Origin of the sequence: Fuerstiella marisgermanici (assembly GCF_001983935.1) — a bacterium.
Lineage (GTDB): Bacteria > Planctomycetota > Planctomycetia > Planctomycetales > Planctomycetaceae > Fuerstiella > Fuerstiella marisgermanici.
On the sequence record NZ_CP017641.1, the window covers coordinates 5616211 to 5640678 of the forward strand.

At 57.0% G+C, this 24468-nt stretch carries 17 protein-coding genes; 13 read left to right on the forward strand and 4 right to left on the reverse strand.

Annotated features, from left to right (window positions below):
* Window positions 1-398: 398 nt before the first annotated feature.
* From Fuma_RS20865 to Fuma_RS20875, 3 genes are all read left to right on the forward strand, one after another.
* A complete protein-coding gene (locus Fuma_RS20865) occupies window positions 399-665 on the forward strand; it encodes an AbrB/MazE/SpoVT family DNA-binding domain-containing protein (protein ID WP_229360941.1) in 267 nt (88 codons plus the stop codon).
* Window positions 658-1056 carry a PIN domain-containing protein gene (locus tag Fuma_RS20870; RefSeq protein ID WP_077025823.1) on the forward strand — a complete coding sequence of 133 codons (399 nt, stop codon included), beginning with the start codon at window positions 658-660 and terminating at the stop codon, window positions 1054-1056. The genes Fuma_RS20865 and Fuma_RS20870 overlap by 8 nt, the downstream gene beginning before the upstream one ends.
* A gap of 68 nt (window positions 1057-1124) precedes the next feature.
* Entirely contained in the window at window positions 1125-2108 is a 984-nt protein-coding gene (locus Fuma_RS20875; protein ID WP_158521084.1) for a tyrosine-type recombinase/integrase, read from the forward strand.
* Between the two features lie 13 nt (window positions 2109-2121).
* Here Fuma_RS20875 and Fuma_RS20880 read toward each other — a convergent pair whose 3' ends face one another.
* Both Fuma_RS20880 and Fuma_RS35980 read right to left on the reverse strand, forming a co-directional pair.
* Window positions 2122-4284, reverse strand: coding sequence for a spherulation-specific family 4 protein (locus tag Fuma_RS20880; protein ID WP_077025824.1), 2163 nt, complete (start codon window positions 4282-4284; stop codon window positions 2122-2124).
* A gap of 37 nt (window positions 4285-4321) precedes the next feature.
* On the reverse strand, window positions 4322-4534 hold the full coding sequence (locus tag Fuma_RS35980; protein ID WP_218922226.1) for a hypothetical protein: 213 nt from the start codon (window positions 4532-4534) through the stop codon (window positions 4322-4324).
* Between the two features lie 199 nt (window positions 4535-4733).
* Here Fuma_RS35980 and Fuma_RS20885 point away from each other — a divergent pair, with 199 nt between their 5' ends.
* The 8 genes from Fuma_RS20885 to Fuma_RS20920 all read left to right on the forward strand — a co-directional run bounded on the left by Fuma_RS20885 (window position 4734) and on the right by Fuma_RS20920 (window position 10958).
* The gene (locus tag Fuma_RS20885; protein WP_077025825.1) at window positions 4734-5357 is read left to right on the forward strand and encodes a hypothetical protein; all 624 of its coding nucleotides are present in this window, start codon (window positions 4734-4736) and stop codon (window positions 5355-5357) included.
* A 4-nt stretch (window positions 5358-5361) separates the two neighbouring features.
* On the forward strand, window positions 5362-5775 hold the full coding sequence (locus tag Fuma_RS20890) for a hypothetical protein (RefSeq protein WP_077025826.1): 414 nt from the start codon (window positions 5362-5364) through the stop codon (window positions 5773-5775).
* A 164-nt stretch (window positions 5776-5939) separates the two neighbouring features.
* Window positions 5940-7019, forward strand: a complete 1080-nt coding sequence (locus Fuma_RS20895) for a hypothetical protein (RefSeq protein ID WP_145944282.1) — start codon at window positions 5940-5942, stop codon at window positions 7017-7019.
* Between the two features lie 185 nt (window positions 7020-7204).
* A complete protein-coding gene (locus tag Fuma_RS20900) occupies window positions 7205-9034 on the forward strand; it encodes a type IV secretory system conjugative DNA transfer family protein (protein ID WP_158521085.1) in 1830 nt (609 codons plus the stop codon).
* Between the two features lie 142 nt (window positions 9035-9176).
* On the forward strand, window positions 9177-10013 hold the full coding sequence (locus Fuma_RS20905) for a ParB/RepB/Spo0J family partition protein (RefSeq protein ID WP_077025829.1): 837 nt from the start codon (window positions 9177-9179) through the stop codon (window positions 10011-10013).
* Entirely contained in the window at window positions 10006-10242 is a 237-nt protein-coding gene (locus Fuma_RS20910) for a hypothetical protein (RefSeq protein WP_077025830.1), read from the forward strand. The genes Fuma_RS20905 and Fuma_RS20910 overlap by 8 nt, the downstream gene beginning before the upstream one ends.
* Before the next feature lie 159 nt (window positions 10243-10401).
* Window positions 10402-10677 (forward strand): hypothetical protein, encoded by a 276-nt coding sequence (locus tag Fuma_RS20915; protein WP_145944283.1) that lies wholly within the window; start codon window positions 10402-10404, stop codon window positions 10675-10677.
* A complete protein-coding gene (locus Fuma_RS20920; RefSeq protein ID WP_077025832.1) occupies window positions 10674-10958 on the forward strand; it encodes a helix-turn-helix domain-containing protein in 285 nt (94 codons plus the stop codon). The genes Fuma_RS20915 and Fuma_RS20920 overlap by 4 nt, the downstream gene beginning before the upstream one ends.
* A 131-nt stretch (window positions 10959-11089) precedes the next feature.
* Here the strand turns inward: Fuma_RS20920 and Fuma_RS20925 are convergent, their stop codons facing one another.
* The gene (locus tag Fuma_RS20925; RefSeq protein ID WP_077028461.1) at window positions 11090-12283 is read right to left on the reverse strand and encodes a tyrosine-type recombinase/integrase; all 1194 of its coding nucleotides are present in this window, start codon (window positions 12281-12283) and stop codon (window positions 11090-11092) included.
* Between the two features lie 270 nt (window positions 12284-12553).
* Between Fuma_RS20925 and Fuma_RS34295 the strand changes: the two genes are divergently transcribed.
* Both Fuma_RS34295 and Fuma_RS20940 read left to right on the forward strand, forming a co-directional pair.
* A complete protein-coding gene (locus Fuma_RS34295; protein ID WP_218922228.1) occupies window positions 12554-15244 on the forward strand; it encodes a sulfatase-like hydrolase/transferase in 2691 nt (896 codons plus the stop codon).
* A gap of 274 nt (window positions 15245-15518) precedes the next feature.
* Window positions 15519-16793: a glucose-1-phosphate adenylyltransferase gene (locus Fuma_RS20940; RefSeq protein WP_077025833.1), complete on the forward strand. Its 1275-nt coding sequence runs from the start codon at window positions 15519-15521 to the stop codon at window positions 16791-16793.
* A 132-nt stretch (window positions 16794-16925) separates the two neighbouring features.
* Here Fuma_RS20940 and uvrA read toward each other — a convergent pair whose 3' ends face one another.
* A complete protein-coding gene (gene uvrA, locus Fuma_RS20945; RefSeq protein WP_077025834.1) occupies window positions 16926-24266 on the reverse strand; it encodes an excinuclease ABC subunit UvrA in 7341 nt (2446 codons plus the stop codon).
* Window positions 24267-24468 lie beyond the last annotated feature (202 nt).

Sequence of the window (24468 nt, forward strand, 5' to 3'; positions counted from 1 at the left end):
GTGTTTGAGAATGTGTGGTGTCGGGCAGCCACATTGAGAGCGAGTCAATACGGGGCTTGGGACGTCTGCACGAGCTGACGTTTTCGAGATAACAGCGGTCGTCCTTGCTGACTGATTACGTTCAAGCCCAATGGAGAGCCACCGCATGAGCGGTGGCGGCTCACATTCTGAGGTGGCATTGACAATCTGTGCAGGCTGCTAAGGAATTTTTTTCGTTGGTTGGGATCGCGGCGCGTCAAGAGTTCGCGGCAAACGACGCAGATAAAAGAGGTTGTCTATCACGATCGGCGTGAGTAGGGCGATTTGTTTCTCTGCGTCGTGCAGAAAGTTGTTGACAGGATTGTTTGTTTCGTGGCATGCTCAAAGAAAGGCCGCAAACAGGGAGGTTCGTCGTGCTGATGGAAACAACACCGCAAGATGCGTGTCACCATATTCGCGTGGATTCGTCGGGACGCATCCGGTTGCCCATTGAGCTGAAGGAGAAACTCGGCGTCTCAAACGGCGACTGCGTCGTCGTGGTCGAACACGAGGATGAGATCCGACTTGAAACGGCTGCTCAGGCATTAGCTCGGGCTCAGGAGTATTTTTCCAGCTTCGTTCCGGAAGGTGTCAGCCTTGTCGACGAGTTGCTGGAAGAACGACATGCCGAGGCCCACGATGAGTAACGCTGTCTTCGATGCGTCGGCGGTGCTGGCGGTTCTCAATCGGGAACGCGGCTATGAAACGGCGGCAAAGGATCTGTATCAGGCCACGATCTCCGCCGTGAACTACGGCGAAGTCCTCAAGAAGAGCGCGGAGCGTGGCGGCTCGATCGTGCATGTGCGTGCCATTCTTGCTCAGCAGCGACTGGATGTCGTTCCGTTTGATCTGGAACACGCTGTGAAGGCGGCTGAGATCTGGCACGAGTGCAAACCGTTCGGGCTTTCGTTCGCCGACAGAGCATGCGTGTCACTCGGCATGATGCTGGGACTGCCTGTTGTGACGGCGGAAGAAAACATGTCGAAGCCGGAACTGGACGTCAGCGTCGAGTTGATTCGAAGGCGAGCGACCGCTTAGCCGCGCTCGTTGCCTTTCCGCACAGGCACGGGGCGATTTCATCGCCCACAATAAAGGAGTTATTGTCTATGCAGAAAGGCCGTTCAGAAATCCTTACGCCATCGACCGCAGGCACAAAGCTCACCGAGCATGCCGTGCCAAAGATAATTGCGGCCCACGGTGAGGCCGGCCGTTGGTGCTGGGAAGAGTATTTCGGCGGACGCATCCGGAACGCCAACACTCGCAAAACGTATCTGCACGCCGTTCGAAACTTCCTGCATTGGTGCGATACCGAAGGCGTCCCTCTGCAGGAGATTTCACCGGGCATGGTCGGGAGATACTTCGATCTGCATCCGGGCAGCACGCCCACGAAGAAGCTGCACATGTCCGCGATTCGAGGACTGTTTGATGTGCTGGTGCAACGTCATGTGATGATTCTGAATCCGGCACTGTCCGTACGCACCGAACGCTATTCCGTGACCGAAGGAAAGACGCCGGAGATCACGGTCGAGCAGTCTCGTCAGCTATTGAAGTCCATCGAACTGCAATCCGCGATCGATTTCCGAGACCGGGCCATCATCAGCATGCTGGTCTACACTGCGGCCCGAGTGGGAGCCGTCGCAAAACTCCGTCTGGGCGATCTGGTGGATGAAGGCAACCATCTGATGATTAAGTTCCGCGAAAAGGGCGGCAAGGACCGCAGCATCCCCGCCAGAATCAGCCTGAGGGAAGAGCTGGATGAATACTTGGTCATGCTGCCGATTAATGGCAGCAGCAAAGACGATCCCGTGTTTCGATCTGCCGTTGGCCGAACGGGGCTGCTTACCGAGTCGCCCATGTCCGCGATCGACATTTGTCGGATGGTCAAACGTCGACTTAAGGCTGCAGGTCTTCCACTTTCTGCCAGTCCGCACAGTTTCAGATCCTGCACTGCCACTGACCTTTTGGAACAAGGCATCAGTCTGGAGGATGTTCAATACTTGCTCGGCCACAGCGATTCGCGGGTGACAAGACTCTACGATCGCAGGCAGCGAAAGATCACGCGGAATATTGTGGAACGGATCAGCGTTTGATGTTCAACACCGCCTACGGGCTGGAGACGAACTTCACCAGTTCGTCAATGACTTCCTGTTGTGGCATTCTCGTCCAGACATCACCGTCGACAGCTTTGCTTTGGTCGGTCACGAAAAAGAAATCCACGTCGCATTTCCGCAGCGTCTCCAGGACGACGGGGATGTGATTGGCGTCCGTTGCGGAATGCAGTAGTGAACCAAAGCGGATTTCGTCGGATGCAGTTTTCAGTCGCGTGAAATCTGAGTTCTGCGTTGTCCGCTCATCAATGCAGACCCAGTTGAAGATTTCGTCGGATGCGAATTCCGGCGGGCACATAGTTCCGGGGTTGCCGATGATCACGGGATGTGAAACTTCGGCAGCCTGCAGAGCCTTGCGGATCGTACCGCAAAGTCGTCGCAGCCCGTCTGTGTGCGAGGGTTCCGTTGGCACTTCGTCTACAAACACGCCGTTCATTCCCGGATAGGACGACAGCCAGCAGTCCAAATCGTCTTCGCGGGAGACCTCATGAGTATTCCCGGATTTGTCCGTGAGAACTCGCGGCTTGCCGTACCCATACGTGATGTAACCGACCCACGGCACCTGCCATTGCTGCAGTTCTTCGACGAGCGCTGCGTAGTCGTCGTTGGGTTCCGTTGTTGGCTGATGGGTTTCGGCGTCTCGTCGGACGGCCCCACTGTCGACGTTGAGGACGGCGTAAACCTGGGCGTGGCCGCGGACGGCGACGACCAGATCCCGGAACTTCTGCCACTCGTCGGACTTCCGGCTTGGTGAATCGGGATAGAAATAGGCGGGCACAAGCAACACGGGTGCCGACACGGCCGTGATGCGAATGTCGTCGGGGTTGATGCCGGGATCGTCACCGGCTCCCTTCAGGACTACCAGAAGTTCGAAAAGTCCGGCAGCCGCATTCACCGTAACCCGCGTCTGATTGAAAGATCCCCGGACAACCTGTCCGCGTCCGGAGAGGGGCAGCTTCATCCAGAAGAACGGCGTTCCCTCAGGCACGCCGTCAATTTTCAGATTAAGGGCGGCCACGTCGTTGGTAAAGGCGGATTGTCTGGCGCGAATGATCAGATCATTCTCTTCGATCCGCACGGCCTGATCCGAAGTCGCATTCTGATACTGCTGAGTTTCCTGCGGAGCCAGCCCGCCAAGATTCTGGTTCAGCACCATCGTGAAGCGGGGTGTGTTCTCCTTCAGCATCTGGTCGCGCGTGATTCGCTGCGTTTCCAACACGATAGCGGCCAGCGTCGTGGGGGAAACAGCTTGAGGATCTGTTTCGATCCTGGCCGGTACTTCACCTGGAAGGAATTTGGCCACGATCAGGATGATGCCAACCGTGGCGACGAGCCCCGCCAGGCAGGCGCCCCACACTTTGGAAGCAGGCGTGCCGGTCTGCGACTGCGCTCGTGGCGAAGCTCCGTCGACGGCACCGCGCTGAGCCGCTGGTTCTGAGCATTGAGATTCCGCATGATCACAATCGCCCGGGTGCCGAGTTTTCGGCAGACCACGGTCATGGCTTGTCCTATTGTGGCGTGGAGTGCTCTGGTCGTCTGCAGCGATCGCATCGTCCATGTGAGTCTGTGCGGAACTCGTCCGTATTGCGCCAGCGGAGCCGTTATTCGGGACCGTTTGCGGAGCCCCAGTTCTGAGATCAATCTGCTCGACAATCTTGAGCAGGTCCGGTTCAGTTGCCGGTACGGCTGAGGCATTGTTGGGAGCGCGGATATAGACCTTGATATTTTCCGGCGGCAGCACTTCACTGTTAAATCCGTTCTCGACTCCATCGAAGAAGTCGCTGATACGACACCGTCCTTCCAGTGGATCAAATCCGCACAGGTAAAACAGGGCTTTGTTGCCCTTGTCCCAGTATCGACAGGCGGCCAGTGTATCGGCGAAATGATCGCTGGACTCGGCAATCTCCAAACGGTGAGCGACCAGCATGCGCGCAAATACGTTGAGCTTCTTTTGCGATGCCTTGTGCTTTGCTCCTTTGGCGAGCAGCGCACGGGTGTTCTTCTCGTGATTCGCGTCGGACGTCTGCTTCCTTCGGTAAGTGGCTTCCCGACCGTCCCAAAGAATCTTCGACTTTTCGACATCCACTCCGAAGCTCTGGATCACAGCACCAGATGCATTGAATCCGACCGTGAGATACAGCGTAACTTCTGACGACATGGCCCGTGTCGCTTTCCGTTAATGACAATCGAATCGTTTATCTGCGTCCCTGAGACCACGAACGCGATTCGTTCATGCTGCAGCGTTGTAGTCCGTTTGTCCGTAGCGTGATGCACACCCCTGAGGGTTCCTTCGTGCTCTCATGTGGGGACAGTGTGCCCGGTTCTCGCCACTTCCGCAACGGCATGCCGCAAACTTTCGGCAAGGCGAGGTGAGCCAGGCCCGGCATGGGCAGTTGCGGGGTACTCATCACGGCGTTTTCCTCCGCCCGGCGGCTCCTGAGCGTCCTTAAGCGGCCCTTTGACGGTGGAAATGTGCATATTGTGCACATACTGCTCACCCCTTGTGCACATAAGTCGTTTCAATAAAACCACTTACGACGCCACCTGCCGTATTCTCCTCCTGCCCGGGCATGACGACCCGTCAACAACCATTCGCAGGAGAAGAGCATGAAAATTGCACGTTTTGGCCCGACTGGGGCCCTGATCACGACGGTGGAAACGGACCCGCAGGGCGTTCGGCTCAGGCTGTTCACCGTGCTTCCGGTCATCGCCAATCTGGCCATCCAGGTCCGGCTGCTCGGACGAGACCGCATCGAACTGGCGGACCCTGCCAGTCGCTCGGAATTTCAACAGGAAGGTCGACCGTTCCCGGACGCCGAAGACGGCTGGATTCGTCGCGCCGTGGAACTTGTGCAACGGGTCCGGATGCCGAACACGCGGCTGGCATCGTACGAAGTTTGGCTGCCACAAAGGGTGCTCCGACAGACACGATATCTCGCCGTCTACGCCGGCTCGCGAGATGACCGGTCCGAGGCGACATGGGAGCAGAGCGAAGACACGTTTGTACTGGAAGCGAAGAAGGCTGATCTCCGACTGGATGCCAATCAACGTCCGTCATTCTTCCTGCTGATGACGCGGGGCGACGCGACTCAGCGGCTTGAGTTACTGCAACAATCAGACCGCGTGCTGCAATCACAGGATGAAGCGACGGCTGATGCTCTGTTCGACATCTACTTCCTGCTTATTGGGGGCCGAGACTTTCCGCTGATGACCTGTGAACTGGAGGATTGAAATTATGAATGACAACATCAAACAGCGTCTCCGAGGCCGTGTCAGAATTGCAAAGATGCGTCTGAGCCGTGCGCGGCGAACGCGAAACGGACTGGCAACAAGTCAACGCCGCGTGGCGGGCGAGTTTCCTGGTGGTGACATCGCCTGCAGTCGGTCACGGCAATCTGTGGGCTCCGCACTGGCAGCAGAAGAACTAGCCGATGAACTCCGCCGACTGATTCGTCGGTTCACGCGCAACGTCCGGTGGACCTGGCTGCTCGAGCGGCGATTGATTTTCGACGACCAGATCAAACGGCTGGCCGCGGAGATCGGCGTGCCCAATCAGTCGGCACGCCGGAAAGTCATGCAGGCTCGACGGTTTGTTGAAGCGAACCTGGCAGACAGCTTCCTCGATGACTGGTGCCGAACACCAGCATGATGTTCGGCACATCCGACGGAGGCCACTGCGTGCTTTGAATCCGCGTCAATCCGAAAAAAGTGTTTTTGAATCTGCAACACACGTCGCAACAGCCGCGTGAACCGGCAATGGCCGGTCCCAATTCTTCGGACCGCCGATTCGATTTTGTATTGAGGAGTACAGTGATGAAACAGTTGTACGGGAAACGAACGGGATGGATGTGGTGTGTGAACGGTCTGCTGATCGGTTGTCTGCTGGTCATGCCAACCGGCACGGCGGAAGCAGGACCGGGTGCGTTGATCGCCAAAGTCTTTCAGGCGATTGGCACCAAAGCTCACAAGTTGATGGGTAAAGGATGGGCGGCAGGAAGCCGGGCAGCGGGAGCTGCGGGAAAGACGGCTCCGCAGGCCGGGAAGGCCGCAGCGAAAACCGTCGGCAAGTCTGGAGGGCAGGCGGCGAAAACGGTGAGCCGCGTCGGGACAACGACCGGGGGCAAAGTAGCCGGGCGAACCGGTGCGGCAACGGCGACCGCCACGGGCGGAGCCGGAAGTCAGGCCGCCAAAGCTGCGTCAGGGAGTACGGCGGCGAAAGCAGGTGACAAGTACGATAAGGTGGCCGACACGCTGACACACACGTTCGCTGATCTGCCAGCTGATCTCGGCGTCACAAGCACGGTTGCAAGTGCGGGGACCAAAGTTGTATCACAGGCCGTGTCACGCACCACCAAAAGTGCGGCGGCGAAGACTGTTGAGCAGGCCGGTCGCAAAGCGGCCGCCCAGGTTGCCACCGCATCGGCGAAGGCTGCCTCCGGTGCCGCCAGTCGCGTGCTGAAACATCTCGGTCCGTCCGGTGGTGCGATCCTTGGGAAACTGAATCCGAATTCGACCGCGCGACTGGCTGAGATGTCCAGCCTGCTGGCGCGCAGTCCGCACAAAGCTCAATGGATGAAGTTGCTGGGGAAACACGGCGGTTCCTGTGTCGACTTCTTGTGGAAGCATAAGAAGGGAATTCTGGTGGGCACGACCGCGACAGCGGTTGTGCTGAAACCCGGCGACTTCCTGGCGTCGATCGGCAGCGTGGCGGAGGCCAGCGTGACGACCGCGGGCAAAGTTGCCGTCAATATGACCGACAAAGCGGCCGAACATGTGGCCAAACCGCTCGCTATGAGCGTCGCGAGTTCATCTTCGTGGCACACGTTCTGGAACTTTGTGTTCATCACGCTGTTCGTTGTTGTGGCGGCGAGGTGCTACGCCAAACGACGGTGACATCTGCGATCGCGATGTGAACCCTCTCGTCTGTTCGGATGAGGGCTCTTCTTTTTTGTGGCGAGCCCGTCAGTGTGGCGGGCCACCGTTTTCTCCAGCCTCGTCGAATGCATTTCGACGGGGCTGTTCTTTTTGGTACGCCCGTCCGTCGCGTGCTGCGAATGGACATTCAGGAGTTAAAAGTCATGTCCAGAATCATAAACCGGATTCGCGGGCTGGTGGTTTCGCTGGAGCGGCTTAGTGAAATCTGCAAGATCGTTTGGATCGTCGGTGGGGCTGCCATCATCACGTTTGTGTGCCCGCCCATTGGGGTCGTCCTGATTGCATTTATCGGATCACGGCACGTGAAGCCGAAGACTCACACGGCCAGCACTCATGGAACGGCGCGATTCGCCACACTCAACGACATGCTGAGGGGCGGCTGTCTATTTCAGCATGTGGGCACGTTTCTTGGCAGTGCGGTCAGCTACACACCGTTTTCCTGGTGGTTTCGCGTGCGGGCACTGTTGAGTTTCCCCGTCAAACAGTCGGCGATGGCTCTTGAGATTGCCTCCAGCGGGTCGAAGAAACCACGGCCGCTGCTTGTTCGGGTACCGGATCAATTTCCTCACACGGCTGTCTTTGGTGCCACGGGCAGCGGCAAGTCAACCTGCTTCGGGATGCAAACATTGAGTCGCTGCGGCGACTCAATGGTGTGTCTTGATCCGAAAGGGGAACAGGCCCGCATCTTCGCTCGGCTGCGTGAAAGAAAGTTTGGTCAGCAGGTGATTCTGATTGATCCGTTCAACATCGCGAAGTGTGGCTATAAGCCGCAGCGGCTTAATCCGCTGGATTGCTTCCGGCCCGATGAGGTTCGCGTGGTCGACAACGCACGCAGGCTGGCGAACGCCCTCATCGTTACCACAGGAAAAGAGTCAGAGAGATTCTGGACAGATTCCAGCATAACCGTGGTGACCGCGATCCTGGCATTCCTCATGACGGAAGCTGAAGAAGGAGCGAACCTCAATCACCTCCGCGACATCACCAGTAATCCGGCGACAGTGGAGAAGATTCTGCAGATGATGCTGCGAAGCGATAAGGCGTGCGGCATGCTGCGACGGCTGGCCGGAGAAGTGTCCGGGCATGAAGGCAAAACCAAAGCCAGCGTGTTCGGTGTCACGAACTCCAATCTGTCATTTCTCGACAGCATCGCCATCGCCAACTCACTCTGTGAATCCACGTTCGACCCCAATGTTCTCGTGAATAGCTCAGCGACGATTTTCCTGTGTCTGCCGATCGACCGGCTGACCGAGATGGCATCGCTGCAGCGGATCATCCTGTCGACGTTGATCAACCTCGTGTTCGCTGCCGGTGAGAATCCCAATCGACGGGTTCACTTCCTGCTCGATGAGGCCGCCACACTGGGTCCGATGGATGCCCTGTACAGCAGCGTCCAGTTCGGACGTTCGTACGGCATCCGAACGACGTTCCTCTTTCAAAGTTCCACTCAGGTCGAGCGCTGTTTCCCGGAATCACAGCGGCCTGATTTCATGAGTACCGTGGCGAAGGTCTTCGCTGGGAGCGACGATCTGGACACAGCAAAGACTGTCTCGGACATGATGGGAACGTCAACTGTTCTGAGTGCGACCGAGCAAACGGGCGTCAATGATGGCCGCACCGGATCAACGGGCATTCACGATCAGACAACCAGCGTGAGCTGGGGTGCGAACAATTCGACATCCTACGCCGAACATTCCCGCTCACTGATGACACCGGCCGAGGTGCTGACGCTGCCGCGGCATCTGGCCATCGCTTTGTTGCCAGGCATGTCTCCGGTGCTCATTAAAAAGATGCCGTACTACCAACGGATCGGACGCGGCCTGTTCGGAAGAATGTTTTCGCTGCTGACAAACATCGTCATCGTCAGTGCCACGTTCGTGGTGGCGGCTGCGATCATCTGGGGACTGACGCTTGGTCGGCACGAGCCGATCGTGCTTCGAGTCATGCACGCTGCCTCGTCCTTTTGGCGACAGTGATTCTGCGAAGTTGAAAAGCAAGCCTCACGTGCCGCCGGTGCGTGAGGCTTTTTTCATGCAACATTCGTGCTGATTCCCGCGTGTGGATGACGGAGGCACCATCTGTGTCGTGCCCGTTTTCCAACCTTCGCGGAGAGTTTCCATGAAACCGGCCACCATCCCCACTTCGCTGATCGATCCTGATCCGGATCAGCCGCGCCAATCGATGGATCAGGAAGAGCTTGAGCTTCTCGCTGAGAACATCGGGCAGATCGGGCAGTTGCAGCCGATCATCGTGTACCGCGTCGGCGACCGCTGCTGCATCGCGGACGGCCACCGTCGCTTCGCGGCAATGATGTTGCGACAGGCGAAGTCCATCAACGCTTTGGTGCTTGCCGAGAAACCTCCGCCCGATGTGCTGCTGCTGACGCAGCTCGCGGCGAACTGTCATCGGGCCGACCTGAAGCCCACAGAGCTGGCAAACTCATTTCAACGGTTGCGGGATCTGAAGGGCTGGTCGAATTCTGAGATCGCTCGACAGTTGAGCGTCTCCAAAGCCCGAGTCACACAGGTGATGTCGTATCTGAAGCTGCCGGACAATGTGAAAGCCATGCTGGATAATGGTTCGTTGCCAGGCAGCACGGCCTATGCCATCAGCCGGGCTCCCGATGAAGCGACTCAGCAAAGAATGGTCACCGAGGCCATTCAGGGCAAGCTGAAACGAGACGACGCCTCCCGTCGTGTGACTCGCAAAGAGAGCGCGACCGCAGCAGTTCGCTGCAGGTTGTCTTTGAAGGAGGCCAGTCTCGTGCTGACGACGCCGAAGCGGGTAAGTCTCGACCAGATCATCAGCATCAGTCAGGAACTGATCCGGGAATGCCGACGGGCCGCTCGGCAGGGGATCGATGTCACGACTCTGGAGCGTGTGCTTCAGGACCAGCGAAGTCCGAACGCACAGCTAACGGCCACGAACACGGGAAAGGCAGCTCACCATGAATGAACCGATACAACAATCGGAACCCGCCGGACCAAAAATCGGACAGGGGCACGCAGCCGCCATGATGCGATTAGGAGGGAAGGAACTCTCCAATGTTCTTCCCGCGTTTCCTGAAAGCATCCAACCGGTTGAAGAATATGGTCTATTCGGCACGCAGCTTCCAAGCGAAATCGCGGAGGCAAGGAAAGGACCGGAAATGGAAGTGCAACACAACATGGAACTTGAAATGTGACGAAGGCAATACTTCCACAACTTCGAAGGCCATGTGTTGCAGAGGCAACACGTGGCCTTCTTCGCTTCAGTTTGAAGATTCAATATCTCCAGTTGCAACATCGGACGTTCACCGAACGTGGATTCTACGGACACCAATGGACATTCCGGAGGATCAGACGTGAATCACAAACGCAAACGCTCCATCAAGCACGCGCTGGCAATGCTGACCATCGAAGAAGCAGCCACCGAACTTGCCATCACGCCCGGTATGGTACGACACAGGATGCGCAACGGCACGCTGCCGTACCTTTGCCTTGGCAGGACCGGTGATCAGCTTCGCCTCATTCGCTGCGAACTGAAGACGTATGCCAAGCGACACCGGTGGGAACTTCGTTGGCTTCAAATCGTGTCGACTGTCGTGGCACTGGTGCCTGCGGTGAGGACTGTGCGATGAACGTTCGTGAAGCGGCAGCATATCTCGGCATCGCTCGCAAGACACTGTATAAGTGGAAGCGACAGGCCGTCCGCAACCAGGGCTACCTGATCTTTCAGGGACGGGCGGTCCGGTTTCGTTATCGACAAACCGGTGTGGTCGGGCAGGGGCGGATTCTGTTTGAACAGCAATGGCTGGATGAACTTAAACGCGCGATGGAAGGTGAAAGTCCCACACGCCGACAGCCTGCCCGTCCCTCGTTTTCGAACATCAATGTGCCACTCGGCATTCCTTCCCGCTGACCGGCCATTCATATCGTCGTGTGCATGAATAATGGACGGCTACACTCTTTGAAGCACCTCTGGCTGGCACCAGAAACCCTCAGCCATCCGTAATGGATGGCTGAGGGTTTTCTTTGTAATCCCGCATGACATTACGACGGTGTCTGCGTCAGCTGTGCTTCAAGTCGCCGTCCGCGACCGACTGCCGCCCACAGTGGTTCATTGTATTCATCACACCACTGGGCATAGTGATCCCAGCAGACTTTGGGCGTGTTGCCCATGAGTCCCGCCAGCGTTTCGATCGTGGCCGGTTGACCGGTCCAGTAGCCGCTCAGGATTCTCTTGGCGAAGGTGTGCCGACAGGTATACAACGACAGATTCTTCTTATCCGGATTCTTGTCCCAGCCGAGCTTCCGCTTGATCGTGCAAAATGACTGAACACCATTGCAACGCTTCCACGACTTCCCGCGTGGCGTGCGGAACAGGGGCACTCCTGAGCCGCGGGGATACTCTTCCATCAGCGACCGGATCACGTCTTCCGCCTCGGCGAACAGGTAGATGGTCCGGTCCTTTCCGGTCTTCTTCGCAGCCTTGTGGCGGTAGTTTCCCGCAGCATCCGTCCCGGCTTTGAATCGAATCACCATGCCCTTGTCCGTTTCGTGGACATCGTCGGCGGTTACTCTGGCCAGTTCCGAAAACGGGCGAGCTCCCGTCTGCAGCAGGATAGAAAAGTACTGACCTGTGGGAGCCAGACTGACGGCTTTCTTCTTCGGCTTGCGGTTACAGTAGTCCAGCACTTCCTGCACTTCGTCTTCCTTGAAGAAGGTAACTCGCGCAAACGCAGCCGGCTTCTTCAGCCCACTGATGGGATTGGTATCAAGGATCTCCTCTTCCTTGACGGCATGGTTGAAGGCCGCCATGACCATCGTCATGTTGTCCCGTTTCGTATTGTCCGACTTCCACGAGGGGTGCTGAGCCACCCAGTCGCGGACGTGCTTCTTCTTCAGGTCTGTCGCGGCCAGCCCACCGCAGTAGCCACAGAAGTCGTTCATCGCTCGGGATGCCAGATCAACATACGCGGCAGACGCTGTGGCCTTCAGGTGGTCGAGATACGCTTCCGCGACTGTGGCCACCAGCACCGCGCCATGAGCAGCCGGTTCTGGCATCTGCAGCTTGAGTCGGGCCACCGCCAGATCCGCCTGCTGCCGATTGTCCTTCCCGCGGATCGGCTGCCCCATTTCATCACGAAGCCGAGTGCGCTGGCCATCGATGGTGGCGTACCAACCGTCATCGAACCTCCGGTGCCAGGCGCAGCCGTTGGCCTGTCGTTTCCTGTTGCGTGCCATGATCAGAAATCTCCTCAGTTGTGCCCGGTTGCCGCCGGACGATAGAATGATGAGTGAACGGGACTTTCCTGTTCGTGCCAGCCAGAGGACCATCATGGGGTTGCCGCCCCGGTCCTCTGGCCTTTTTTATGGGCCGATCGAACGTGCGGAGCAGTGGTGATGGAAATAGAAAAGGTGGACGCATCTGTTCGTACCGATCATCGAAGAGGGTTGCCGCCCTCAGGTTTTTCGATGAACTTAGTGCAGGTCATTAGTGCAATGGCCCTGTGGATGCCATTTGCACTTTTCCTGCCAAGTCCAGTATACGCCTCAACTTCCGACAAATCCACACCCCGTCCCAACATCATCGTGATATTGGCCGACGATCTGGGCTATGGTGACTTGTCATGTTACAACTCGAAATGCGCCTACAAGACGCCCCGCTTGGACCGCATGGCGAAGGAAGGCGTGCGATTCACGGACGCTCATAGTCCGTCAACAATCTGCTCTCCTTCGCGCTACGGCCTGTTTTCAGGGAACCAGATTTATCGATCCACGGGCCGAGGCGGCGGGGCATTTGAAGGGCCGGGTGGACCCAGTTACCTGAAACCGGGAACTCTAACCATAGGGCAGATGCTGCAGGAGCAGGGCTATCGGACTGGTGTGTTCGGTAAGTGGCATGTCGGGCTAAGCTGGTTCGACAAAGACGGCAAGCGACTCGGCGGTGGCTTCGAAAACTCGCTTCTGATCGATTACGAAAAAAGCACGCCGCTGATTGACGGACCGAACCAGCGAGGGTTCGACCAATCGTTTATCACTCCCAACTGTCCCAACACAGACCCGCTGTACGTCTACATTGATAACGGAATGGTGCCGGTCCCGGCCAGCCAGCGGCACGATAGAAACAGCCTTCCCAACCCCGGCGGAAAGTGGCGGTGGGACAATGACGAAGGCTGGAAGTCACCCGACTACAACTTTATGAACGCGGATCTGTTGTTCTACGAGAAGACGAAGACGTTTATCACCGACCACCGTCGGAACACACCGAACAAGCCATTCTTCGCCGTACTGTCCACTCAAATCACGCACGCACCGGTACTGCCAGCAGACGAATTCAATAGCGCAACACAAGCTGGCCCTCGCGGCGACTTTGTCTACGAACTCGACACACTTGTCGGAAAGACGCTCGACCTGCTGCAGGAACTTGGCATTGATGACAATACGTTGGTGCTGTTTAACTCAGACAATGGCGCTGAAACACTTCACGTTGATTGGATGCGACGCGATCATCAGCATGATGCATCCGGCGGCTGGCGAGGCATGAAGCGAGATGGCTGGGAAGGCGGTCATCGAGTGCCGTTTATCGCGAGATGGCCTGGGCACATTCCCGCTGGCCGCGTGACAACTCAGATGACGAACACCACCGATATCTTCGCGACACTGGCGTCGATTGTTGGCTACAAACTTCCTGATGACGCTGCCGTCGACAGCTTCGACATGCTGCCGGCGATGTTGGGAACTGTTGAGGACGACGCACCGATCCGGCCGCACATGCTCACGCAAAGCTTTCGAGGCGAATTCCAAATCCGACAAGGCGACTGGAAGTACCTGGACCACACGGGCTCTGGTGGTAACAGCTACGCCAGGGGCATGATGAAAGAGTACGCTCTGCCGGAACTGGCTCCTGAAGCCCCCGGACAACTGTACAACCTGAAGGCCGATCCCGGTGAAACTCAGAACCTGTTCTTCAGCGAAGCGGCGAAACGCATCGAACTGCAAAGCCTCCTTCGGCAACTGAAGTCGTCCGGCCGCAGTGCTCCGCGAGGTCGGCAGCCGGTCAGTGAGATCCCGCAGCAGTTGATCGTACCCCCTTCGGCGTTGCTGCAAATTGTCGATTGTTGTGCGATCTGCTACTGTCCGGCGTCGCCGCGCCGGGGCGCGGACATGCGCGGGTTAATCACTGCAGTCGAAGGCTTATCAGTGTCATCACTGGACTGGGCTCCGTTACGAGCCATCATTGAAGAAAATCAGACCTTTCTGATCACAAGCCACGTCCGACCGGACGCTGACGCGCTGGGTTCAGAACTGGGCATGGCCGCAATTCTGCAGGCTTTCGGCAAGACGGCCACAATCGTTAACGCGACTTCGCCACCGACAACGTTGCACTTTCTGAATCCCGACGGCGGAATACTGAAGCTAAACGAAGACATCCCCCGCGATAAGCTGCCGGATGTTGATGTGCATATTGTGGTCGACACCAGCGCATGGCAGCAACTGGGCGCAATGGCTGACGTCGTTCAGAAGGCGGGTAAGAAGCGAGTCGTGATTGACCACCATGTCAGCTCTGACAACATGGGGGCCACGGAATTTAAGGACGTCCAATCTGCAGCCACGGGCGAACTCATCTATGACGCCGCCTGTTTTCTGGGAGTGACATTTGATGCCACAGTGGCCTCCGCACTGTACGCGGCCATCGCCACTGACACCGGCTGGTTTCGATTTCCTTCGACATCCGGCGACACAATGAGAACCGCGGCGGCGCTGATGGAACTGGGCGCAGAACCGCATGAGTTATTTCGGCTGCTGAACGAACAGAAGTCTCTGCCCCGCATGCACCTGAAAGGCCGCGTGTTGGCTCGCATGACAACGCTGTGTGACAACCGCCTGGCCTGGATCTATGTGGACAAGCAGGATCTGGACGAAACGAAGTCAGTGCCGTCTGATACAGAAGGGCTGGTTAATGAATGTCTGACACTGGCTGGCGTCGAAGCTGCATTTATCGCGGTTCAACTGCCATCAGGGATGATCAAATTCAGCCTGCGATGTCGCCCCCCTCACGACGTCGCCGCCCTGGCGGAAAACTTTGGCGGCGGTGGTCACAAACTGGCGTCCGGTGCGACTCTGGAAGGCCCGCTCACGGAAGCTTCGAGCAAGGTTCTCGCTAAATTCACTGAAATGATGAGTGACAGCAGCGGTGAGTAGCACACGTCGTTTGCTGCGATAGCGAGGTTCGATCAGTCGCATGACGGTTTTCGAACGGCGACGAAGGATTTTGACAACACAACGCATGAAGTTGTGGGGAATCGGTCGTTCCACTCCACTCGTGTTCACTAACCCGACCTGTCAGCGCACGGTTTTGTGATTTTGACGGGTTACGGTATCCGACGGGTGAGATTTTCAGCGGGTGTTTCGTTACCTTCAGGAACTCGCATTCACCTGATTTTCCTCCTTCAAAAATCTGCGGAGTTGCCGAATCATGGACCACTGCATCAGTCTGATTCTGGGAGGCGGCAAAGGCACCCGCCTGCTGCCTCTGACGCAATACCGTTCCAAGCCGGCCGTTCCGATCGGCGGCAAGTATCGACTGATCGATGTCCCGATTTCCAACTGTATCCACAGCGATCTGAACCGGATCTATGTGCTAACGCAGTTTAATTCGATTAGCCTGCATCGGCACATTCGGCAGACGTACAACTTCGACTTGTTCAGCAACGGTTTTGTCGAAATTCTGGCCGCTCAGCAAACGCCCGGAGAAACAGACTGGTACCAGGGAACCGCCGACGCCGTCCGCAAGCAGATGCGTTTCCTGAAACAGCCGGGACTTAAACACGTTTTGATCTTGTCCGGCGACCAGCTCTATCGGATGGACTACCGGCAGATGCTGAACACGCATTTGAAGTCGAATGCGGATGTCACGATCTCGACGATCCCCGTGAATGCTCAGGATGCTCGCGGTTTCGGCATCATGCAACTGGACGACGGCGGCAAGGTTGTTGACTTTGTGGAAAAGCCACAGGACGACGACGCTCTTAATAAAGTCCGTACTCCCGCCGACTGGATTGATGCCCACGGAGTGCGAGCGAAGGGACGCGAGTACCTGGCCAGCATGGGTATCTACCTGTTCGATCGCGACTTGCTGGTAGACCTGCTGGAATCCAGTGACCACGACGATTTCGGTAAGCACATTTTCCCGATGGCTATCAAGCACCATCATGTTCAGACGCATTTGTTTGACGACTACTGGGAGGACATCGGTACGATCAAAGCATTCTTCGAATGCAACCTGGCGATGGCCAGTAGTGATGCTCCGTTTCGATTCGGTGACCACAAGCACCCGATTTTTACACGCCCGCGTTTTCTTCCGTCGACACGATTCGACAATTGCGAGGTCAAAGGCAGTCTGATCGCGGACGGCTGCACGATCGGGCCGGGAAGTAAAATCGAAAACAGCGTGATCGGAATGCGGACGACAATCGGCAGCAACGTAACCATTCGTAACAGTGCAATCATGGGAGCCGACTACTACGTTCACGACCATTCCGCTCCGGGTGAATGCATCGGGATTGGCGACAACGTCGTGATTGATGGCGCTTTGGTCGATAAAAACGTCTACATCGGCAACGGAGCCAGAATTGTCTCGGCCGACGCCCCACCAGGCGATGGCGACTACGATTCGATCGCTGTCAGCGACGGCATCGCGGTCGTTCGAAAGCGCTCAGCCATCCCTGATAACTGGTCGTTTCCAAAGTAGTAGCGATCGGCGTGGCTGAATGGGGTGGAACTCATTCCGGCAACGGACAGCAAAGAAACGCTCCGGCCAGCGCGTAGCTCTCGGCACGTTCGGTACACATATTCACCAAACGCGGCTGCCGGAACGCCAAGCCTACGCTTGTGCCAACCAGCGTTGCAGTGGCTGTTCGATTTGATTGTCGGAATCGAATCGCATTAACACGGCGTCGCGATTGTCTTTCCCCGGCTTCACTTCCTGCTTCACCCCGAAGTCGGCGATTGCCCCAATCGTCACCGTGCCATTGGGCACGTGCAGGACAAGATCCACACCGTCTTTACGTTTGGTATGAAGTTCGGCAGCGGGTTTGCCATTGCTGTCCTTCCAGGTGATCTTGCTTTTCGCACTGAAGTCCGGTTCGCAGTTTGCGAATGACTTCTCCACGATCGGCAGTAGCTTTTCCACCGTCTTGAAGTCCCAGGTCGGTTTCTTCGGCAGCCCTTTTTTCATCAGGTGCCACTTGCGGCCCAACTGCTTCCACGGAGTCAGGTCGGCGGGATTCGCTTTTTCTTTCTTCGCCTGTAGCAGGTGACCTTCCACGGCCTGTTCTAGGAACTGTCTAAACTGAGGCGTCTCGACCTCAGCTTTGTTCCAGATTTTGATCGTGACTTCCTGCCACGGTGACTTCAGATTGCGTACAGAAACGCGTTCCGATTGGGTGTAGTAGTGGATGTCTTCGACGTCATCGATTGGTGTGAGGTTCAGTGACGCGTCCAAAGACCTGGCATCGAACGTCCCTTTCTTGACTCGAAAGCACAGCACCAAAACCCACGCGTGGCCAGTGCGAGCATGCAGCAGCCAGCCGAGACCTCCCTTGGCTTTTACTTCGACAGTGGAACGGTGATTCCAATTAACTGGTGCCAACCGCTTGTTCTTTGCCAGTTGATCAATCACGAACTGTAGAGCCTCCCCGTCCCACTGACAGCGTTTACCATCGTGGCTGAGACATTCTTTCGTGTGCCACTTCTGCCCCTCCGCTTCCCACGGCAAAGCGGCCGACTTTCCGAGCTGAGCTACGCTAACGTCGCCCGCCTGCTTCTTTGACGCTTCTTTCACGTCAAACACTTTGATGGTGCCTCGCGTCCCGTCAGTCAGCACCGGGCCAAGCAGCTTGCCGGTCCACGATTGTAGGTTCCGGCGGTCCGACGGAACCTCGTCTGCAGATTGCCCCTTCTTTGAACGGCCGGAGCGACCCACAGTAGCGGCCTTCGATCCGTTCGCCGCTGCGGGTGCCGTCGAGCCGCCGGCACCTGCCACATCCTCCGGCGTGCCTTCCGCCACAATCATCCCGCCGCCGGCCCCTGCTTCCGGACCGATATCCACAATCCAGTCTGCCGTCTTGATCACGTCAAGGTTGTGTTCAATCACGACTACTGTGTTGCCCTGTTCGACCAAACTGTTCAGCACGGCCAGCAGTTTCGCAATATCATCAAAGTGCAAACCGGTGGTTGGTTCGTCCAGCAGATAGAGAGACCTTCCCTGGTTTGGCTTCGCCAGTTCGGCCGCCAGTTTAATGCGCTGAGCTTCACCGCCGGACAAAGTCGGAGCCGACTGGCCCAACGTTAGGTATCCCAGGCCGATCGCATTCAAAGTCGCCAGCGGAGCACGAATCTTTGGCACATTCGAAAACACTTCCAGCGCTTTTTCCACCGGCATGTCGAGCACGTCGGCGATGCTGTGGCCATTGAACTTCACGTTTAGAGTTTCATCGTTGTATCGACGGCCCTGGCACGTTGTACATTCCACCCACACGTCGGGCAGGAAGTGCATCTCGATCTTCTGCTGCCCCATGCCTTCACAATCGTCGCAGCGCCCGCCAGCTCGATTAAAACTAAATCGCCCCGGCCCGAAGCCTCGCACTTTCGCTTCCGGCATTCTAGTAAACAGATCACGAATATGGTCGAACAAGCCAGTGTACGTGGCAGGATTCGATGCTGGAGTATTCCCGATCGGGTTCTGATCGACGATCACAATTTTGGAAAGATGCTCGATGCCCAGCAACTCGCGATGTGGCCCCGGCGCATCGGTGTTCAGGTTTAACTTGCGAGCCACCGCCGGAGCGAGAGTATTCATGATCAGAGAACTCTTTCCACTACCGCTCACGCCGGTGATGCAGGTGAACGTGCCCAAGGGAATATTCAGGTCTACGCTCCGAAGGTTATGCTGCGTCGCGCCGTGCAGTGACAGCCAATGCAGGCCTCGCTCGCCCGACAGCATCTGCGGCGCTGGGTCTTTCTTCTTAGCCTGTTTCCTTCGTTTCGTATCCGCGGCTTTCGATCCATTTGCCGCTGCGGGTGCCGCCGGGCCGCCAGCACTAATAGATTCCATCCGGCGTACTTCCGGAACCGGAATCCCCTGCTCGCCACTGAGATATCCGCCCGTCAGTGACTTCTTCGCCTGTCGGCCCAACTGCTTCGGCGTTCCTTCTGCCACCACGTTGCCCCCAAGCCGTCCGGCTCCAGGCCCGAAGTCAAACAACCGATCAGCCGCCTCCAGTACCTCACGATCGTGCTCCACCAGCAGCACCGTATTGCCAAGATCGCGGAGACGCTTCAGCGCTGCCAGCAGTCGGCCGTTGTCACGCGGATGCAAACCAATTGTCGGTTCGTCCAGAACGTATAGCACTCCGGTCAGCGACCGACCGACCTGTCCAGCCAGGCGAATACGTTGAGATTCTCCGCCGGACAATGTCGGCATCGAACGATTCATCGTCAGGTAGTCCAGCCCAACATCGACAAGGAACGTCAACCGGTGCACTGATTCGTTAAGCAAGTCTCCGGCAATTTGTTTCTGAGCTTTCGTGAGCTTCAACGACTTCAGAAACTCCAGTGCTTTGGCCAGCGGCATCTTGCAAAGCTGTGGAAGAGTCGTGTGCTTCAACTGCACGGCAGCGGTGAGTTCCTGCAGGCGAGTTCCGTTGCACACACTGCAGTCCTTCTCGCCCGCCATCTCCAGCAGCGAACGGCGATGTGAGAACGACAACCGTGCTGCCAGTTCGATTGTGGGAAACAGCCCTCGGTAACGAAACTGCAGCCCTCGACTGCCCGACGGAACTTCTGGCGCAGATTCACCCTCTTCAGTCCGCATAACTGAATTCGTATCATCCGCCTTTAATTTACTTGCCGGTGCGGGTGCCGCCGGGCCGTCGGCATCTACTTTGATCCAGCGATCTTCATTCCCGTACAAAATCACTCGCTGCTGTTCGGGCGTCAGCAGATACCATGGCTCGTCCAACGGGATCGCGAATTCTTTTCCGATCGCCTGCAGCAACATTCCAAAGGCCGCATTCGTCTGCGGATTGGGCCATGCGCCGATCGCTCCGTCCCACAATGAACGCTCTGGACTCGTAACCAGCAGCGACTGATTCGCGCCGTACTCCGTCCCCAGCCCTTCGCACGACCAACACCAACCCAACGGACTATTGAAGCTGAATTGCTGAGGCGTCGGGTGGTCGTAGCTGTAGCCGCAATCCAGACATGACAGGTGCAAACTGAAGACGTGGTCCTCCCACTGAGCCTCATCAGTGGCGGTGTCGGCCACGACGACTCGAATCACGCCCTTGCCAACATCCAACGCCGCTTCGACAGAATCCGTGATGCGACCGCGTTGTTTGGAATCCACAACGATGCGGTCCACCACAACTTCGACTTCGTGTTCCCGACGGTGATCGATGTCCGGTGGTGATTCGAGACTGTGCGTCACTCCGTCAACTCGGACTCGAGCAAATCCATTCTTCTGCAAACGCTCAAACGCAGCTTCGTAGGGTGTTTGCCGATCGACAGTGATCGGAGCCAGCAACATGGCTCGAACAGATCCAGCGTTCTTCCGTGATTTCCGTTTTCCGTCCTTGTCCTTTCCTCCAAGCCGCAGAACCGCCTCCACAATCTCATCCGTGGTTTGCTTCGTGGCTTCTTTGCCGCATGTTGGGCAATGCACGACTCCCAGTCGAGCGTACAGCACTCGCAGGTAGTCGTAGATTTCCGTCACGGTGCCAACGGTTGAACGCGGAGTCGCGCCGACGGTTTTCTGTTCGATGGCGATCGCAGGACTCAATCCTTGAATGCTGTCGACTCGCGGTTTTGGCATCTGCCCCAGAAACTGCCGAGCATACGCCGACAGGCTTTCCACGTAGCGCCGCTGTCCTTCCGCATACAGCGTGTCCATTGCCAGAGATGTCTTGCCACTGCCGCTGGGGCCACAGAAGACACTCATTTCCCCGCGCGGAACTTCCATGTCAATGTGTTGCAAATTGTGTTGAGAGGCTCCGGAAATTTGAATGCGTTTGCTGAAGATGAACGGATCAGTCTGTGGTCCCGCCGCTTTATTGTTCTTCGCTGCGCCTTTCAGCGGTTTTAAGCCGAGCACCGATCGCAGCGCGGTCCCCGTATGAGACTTCCGACACCGAGCGACTTCTTCGGGAGTCCCCTCGACCACAATTTCGCCGCCGCCCGCTCCGCCTTCCGGCCCGATGTCGATCACCCAGTCGGCCGTTTTGATCACGTCCAGATTGTGTTCGACGACGATTACCGTGTTGCCTCGATCGACAAACCCGTGCAGTACTTCCAACAGCTTGTGGACGTCTGCGAAATGCAACCCCGTGGTCGGTTCATCCAACAGGTACAACGTCTGACCGGTGGAACGTTTGCCCAGTTCGCGAGCCAGCTTGATACGCTGAGCCTCCCCGCCGGACAGTGTGGGCGATGGCTGGCCAAGCTGCATGTAGTCCAGGCCCACATCCACCAGCGTCTGCAGAAGGTTGCGAATCTTCGGCACGTTTTCGAACAGTTCCAAAGCGTCCCGAATTTCCATATTCAGAATTTCGGCAACGCTATGATCCTTGTACTTCACTTCCAAAGTTTCATGGCTGAAGCGGCGGCCTTCACAAACATCGCACGGCACCCAGATGTCGGCCAGAAAATCCATTTCCAGCTTGGTCGCCCCATGCCCTTCGCACGCTTCGCAGCGCCCGCCCGCCACATTAAAACTGAATCGCCCCGGCTTGTACCCTCGCATTTTTGACTGAGGCAACGCCGTGAACAATTTGCGAATTTCGTCAAACACCTTCACATACGTAGCCGGGTTACTGCGCGGTGTTCGCCCGATCGGCGACTGATCGATGTCGATGGCTTTGTCGATTTTCGTCAGCCCATTGATGCGATCATGCTTGCCCGGTTCGCCCTTTCCTTTGTTGACGTCGCGGTTTAGCACCTGCCACAAAATATCGTTGGTAATGGAACTCTTACCGCTTCCGCTGACACCAGTGACGCAGATGAAGCGACCGAGCGGAAAGGAAACATCAATGCCTTTAAGATTGTTATGGCGAGCGTTCTTAACCGTGATGGAGTGTTTTGCGTTTGAGACCGACGAGCCGTTAGCCGCCGATTCTGTTTTGTCCTGAGACCGACTGGTAGCGCTTTGCCGCGCAGTTGCTTTCATGCCTCGACGCGTTTCGGGCACTTCAATTTGTAGTCGGCCGCTCAGGTATTGCCCGGTCAGACTGCGTTTGTTTTTCAGCAGATCCTTGACACTGCCTTCCACCACCAACTCGCCACCGCGCACTCCAGGTCCCGGCCCGAAGTCCACCACATGATCTGCTGCACGCATGGTTTCTTCGTCGTGTTCGACCACGATCACCGTGTTGCCCTGATCTCGCAGGTGCTGCAGACTTTCCAGCAACATCACATTGTCGCGCGGATGCAGGCCGATCGACGGTTCGTCCAGAATATAGACGACGCCCACCAAGCCACAGCCGATTTGGCCGGCCAGGCGGATTCGCTGAGACTCTCCACCAGACAGCGTTGGAGCGGAACGTTCCAGCGAGAGATAGTGTAGCCCACACTGCAGCAGAAAACCTAAACGGCCGCGAATCTCCTTCAATGCTTCTTCGGCGATCATCTGCTGCGTGGCATCCAGCTTAAGCGAACCAAAGAACTCGGACGCCTCTTCAATACTGAGAGCACACACCTGCGGCAGGCTGAGTTCCAACGGGCGCTTGCCATTGCGCGCGCTGTTGGACGTTAGTTTCACATGCCGAGCCTGCTTGTTCAGCCGTTCTCCTTCACACGAAGGGCACGGCATCACTTCCAGGTGCTTTTCCATCGCTCGACGCAGCATCGGATTCTTGACGGAACGGTATTGCTCCAGAAGCCGATTCACCCAGCCTTCCCACGTACCTCCGTGCTTGTAAACTCCGCCCCGAGTCTTCCAGCTAAACGTGATGTGCTTGTCGCCCGTTCCGTACAGCCACAAATGCTGAGCCTGCTCAGGCAGGTCCTTCCACTTGCTCTTCAACAGAGTCCCCGCGTCCATGCCGACGATCTTTTCGATCGCTTCCGCGGCGCTGACCAGAAAGTGCCGAGGCCACCGGCCGATCTTCTTGAGCGATTTCAGAAACAGCAGCGCTCCGTTTTGAATCGATTTCTTCTCGTCAACAACGACGCTCGACTGAGCAAACCCGTGCCGCATGCCCAGGCCATGACAGTCCATGCACATACCCAGCGGACTGTTGAAGCTGAACAACTGAGGCGACGGCGGCTCGTAACTCATCCCACTTTCGGCACAAGCGTAGTGGGCGCTGTAGAGGCGATCAGCCTGCAGGTCTCCGCCGCCTGGCGGGACCTTAGCTATAGATTTAGTCTTCTTCGACGACTTCACTGGATTCGTAGCATCAGCTTTCGATTGGCCTGCCGCTGCGGGTGCCGTCGGGCTGCCGGCACCTAATTCGGGCGCACAAATCAGCCGCCCGTCTCCCAGCTTAAGCGCGGCTTCCACTGTTTCCGCCAAGCGACTCCGGTTGCCCGGTCCGGCCACAAGCCGGTCGATCACCACTTCAATGGTATGCTTGTGGTGCCGGCGCAACTTCAAATCGTCATTCAGGGAGACGACGTCGCCGTCAACTCGCGCTCGCAGGTGGCCTCGTTTCAGCAGGTCTTCGAACAGATCTTTGAATTCGCCCTTCTGGTTCTGGACGATGGGAGCCAGAATTGAATAGCGAGTTCCTTCCGGCAGCGATGCGATGCTTTCGATAATCGAATCGGTTGATTGAGCCTTGATCGGCTTGCCAGAAACATAGCAGTAGCCCTGGCCAACTCGAGCAAATAGGACTCGCAGGTAGTCGAATATTTCCGTGATCGTGCCGACGGTACTTCGCGGATTCCGGCTGGTCGATTTCTGTTGAATGGAAATCGACGGAGCCAGTCCGGAAATCGAATCTACGTTCGGCTTGGGCAACTGGCCGAGAAACTGTCGCGCATAGGTGGACAAGGATTCGACGTAGCGGCGTTGGCCTTCTGCGTACAGCGTGTCGAATGCCAGTGAACTTTTCCCGGACCCGGACACGCCGGTCATCACGATCAGTTTATTGCGGGGCAGCGAAAGGCTGACGTTCTGCAGATTGTGTTCGCGAGCTCCGCGAATGACGATTTCGGTTTCGGGCATCAATTTTGAACGGTCTCGAAGGATGAAAGGCTATTCGACGGGAACAGAGCGTGGCAGATTATAGGCCGCCAACATGACGCGTCATCACACCACCGATAAGTTTGTCCAGGCAGCTTCCCAGGATTGAGCGGTTGCCGAGAAGTGCTCACGAATTCCCGGGGCAAATTGAAGTCCTGGAAGTGATTCTGTTAGGCTGCCGCCG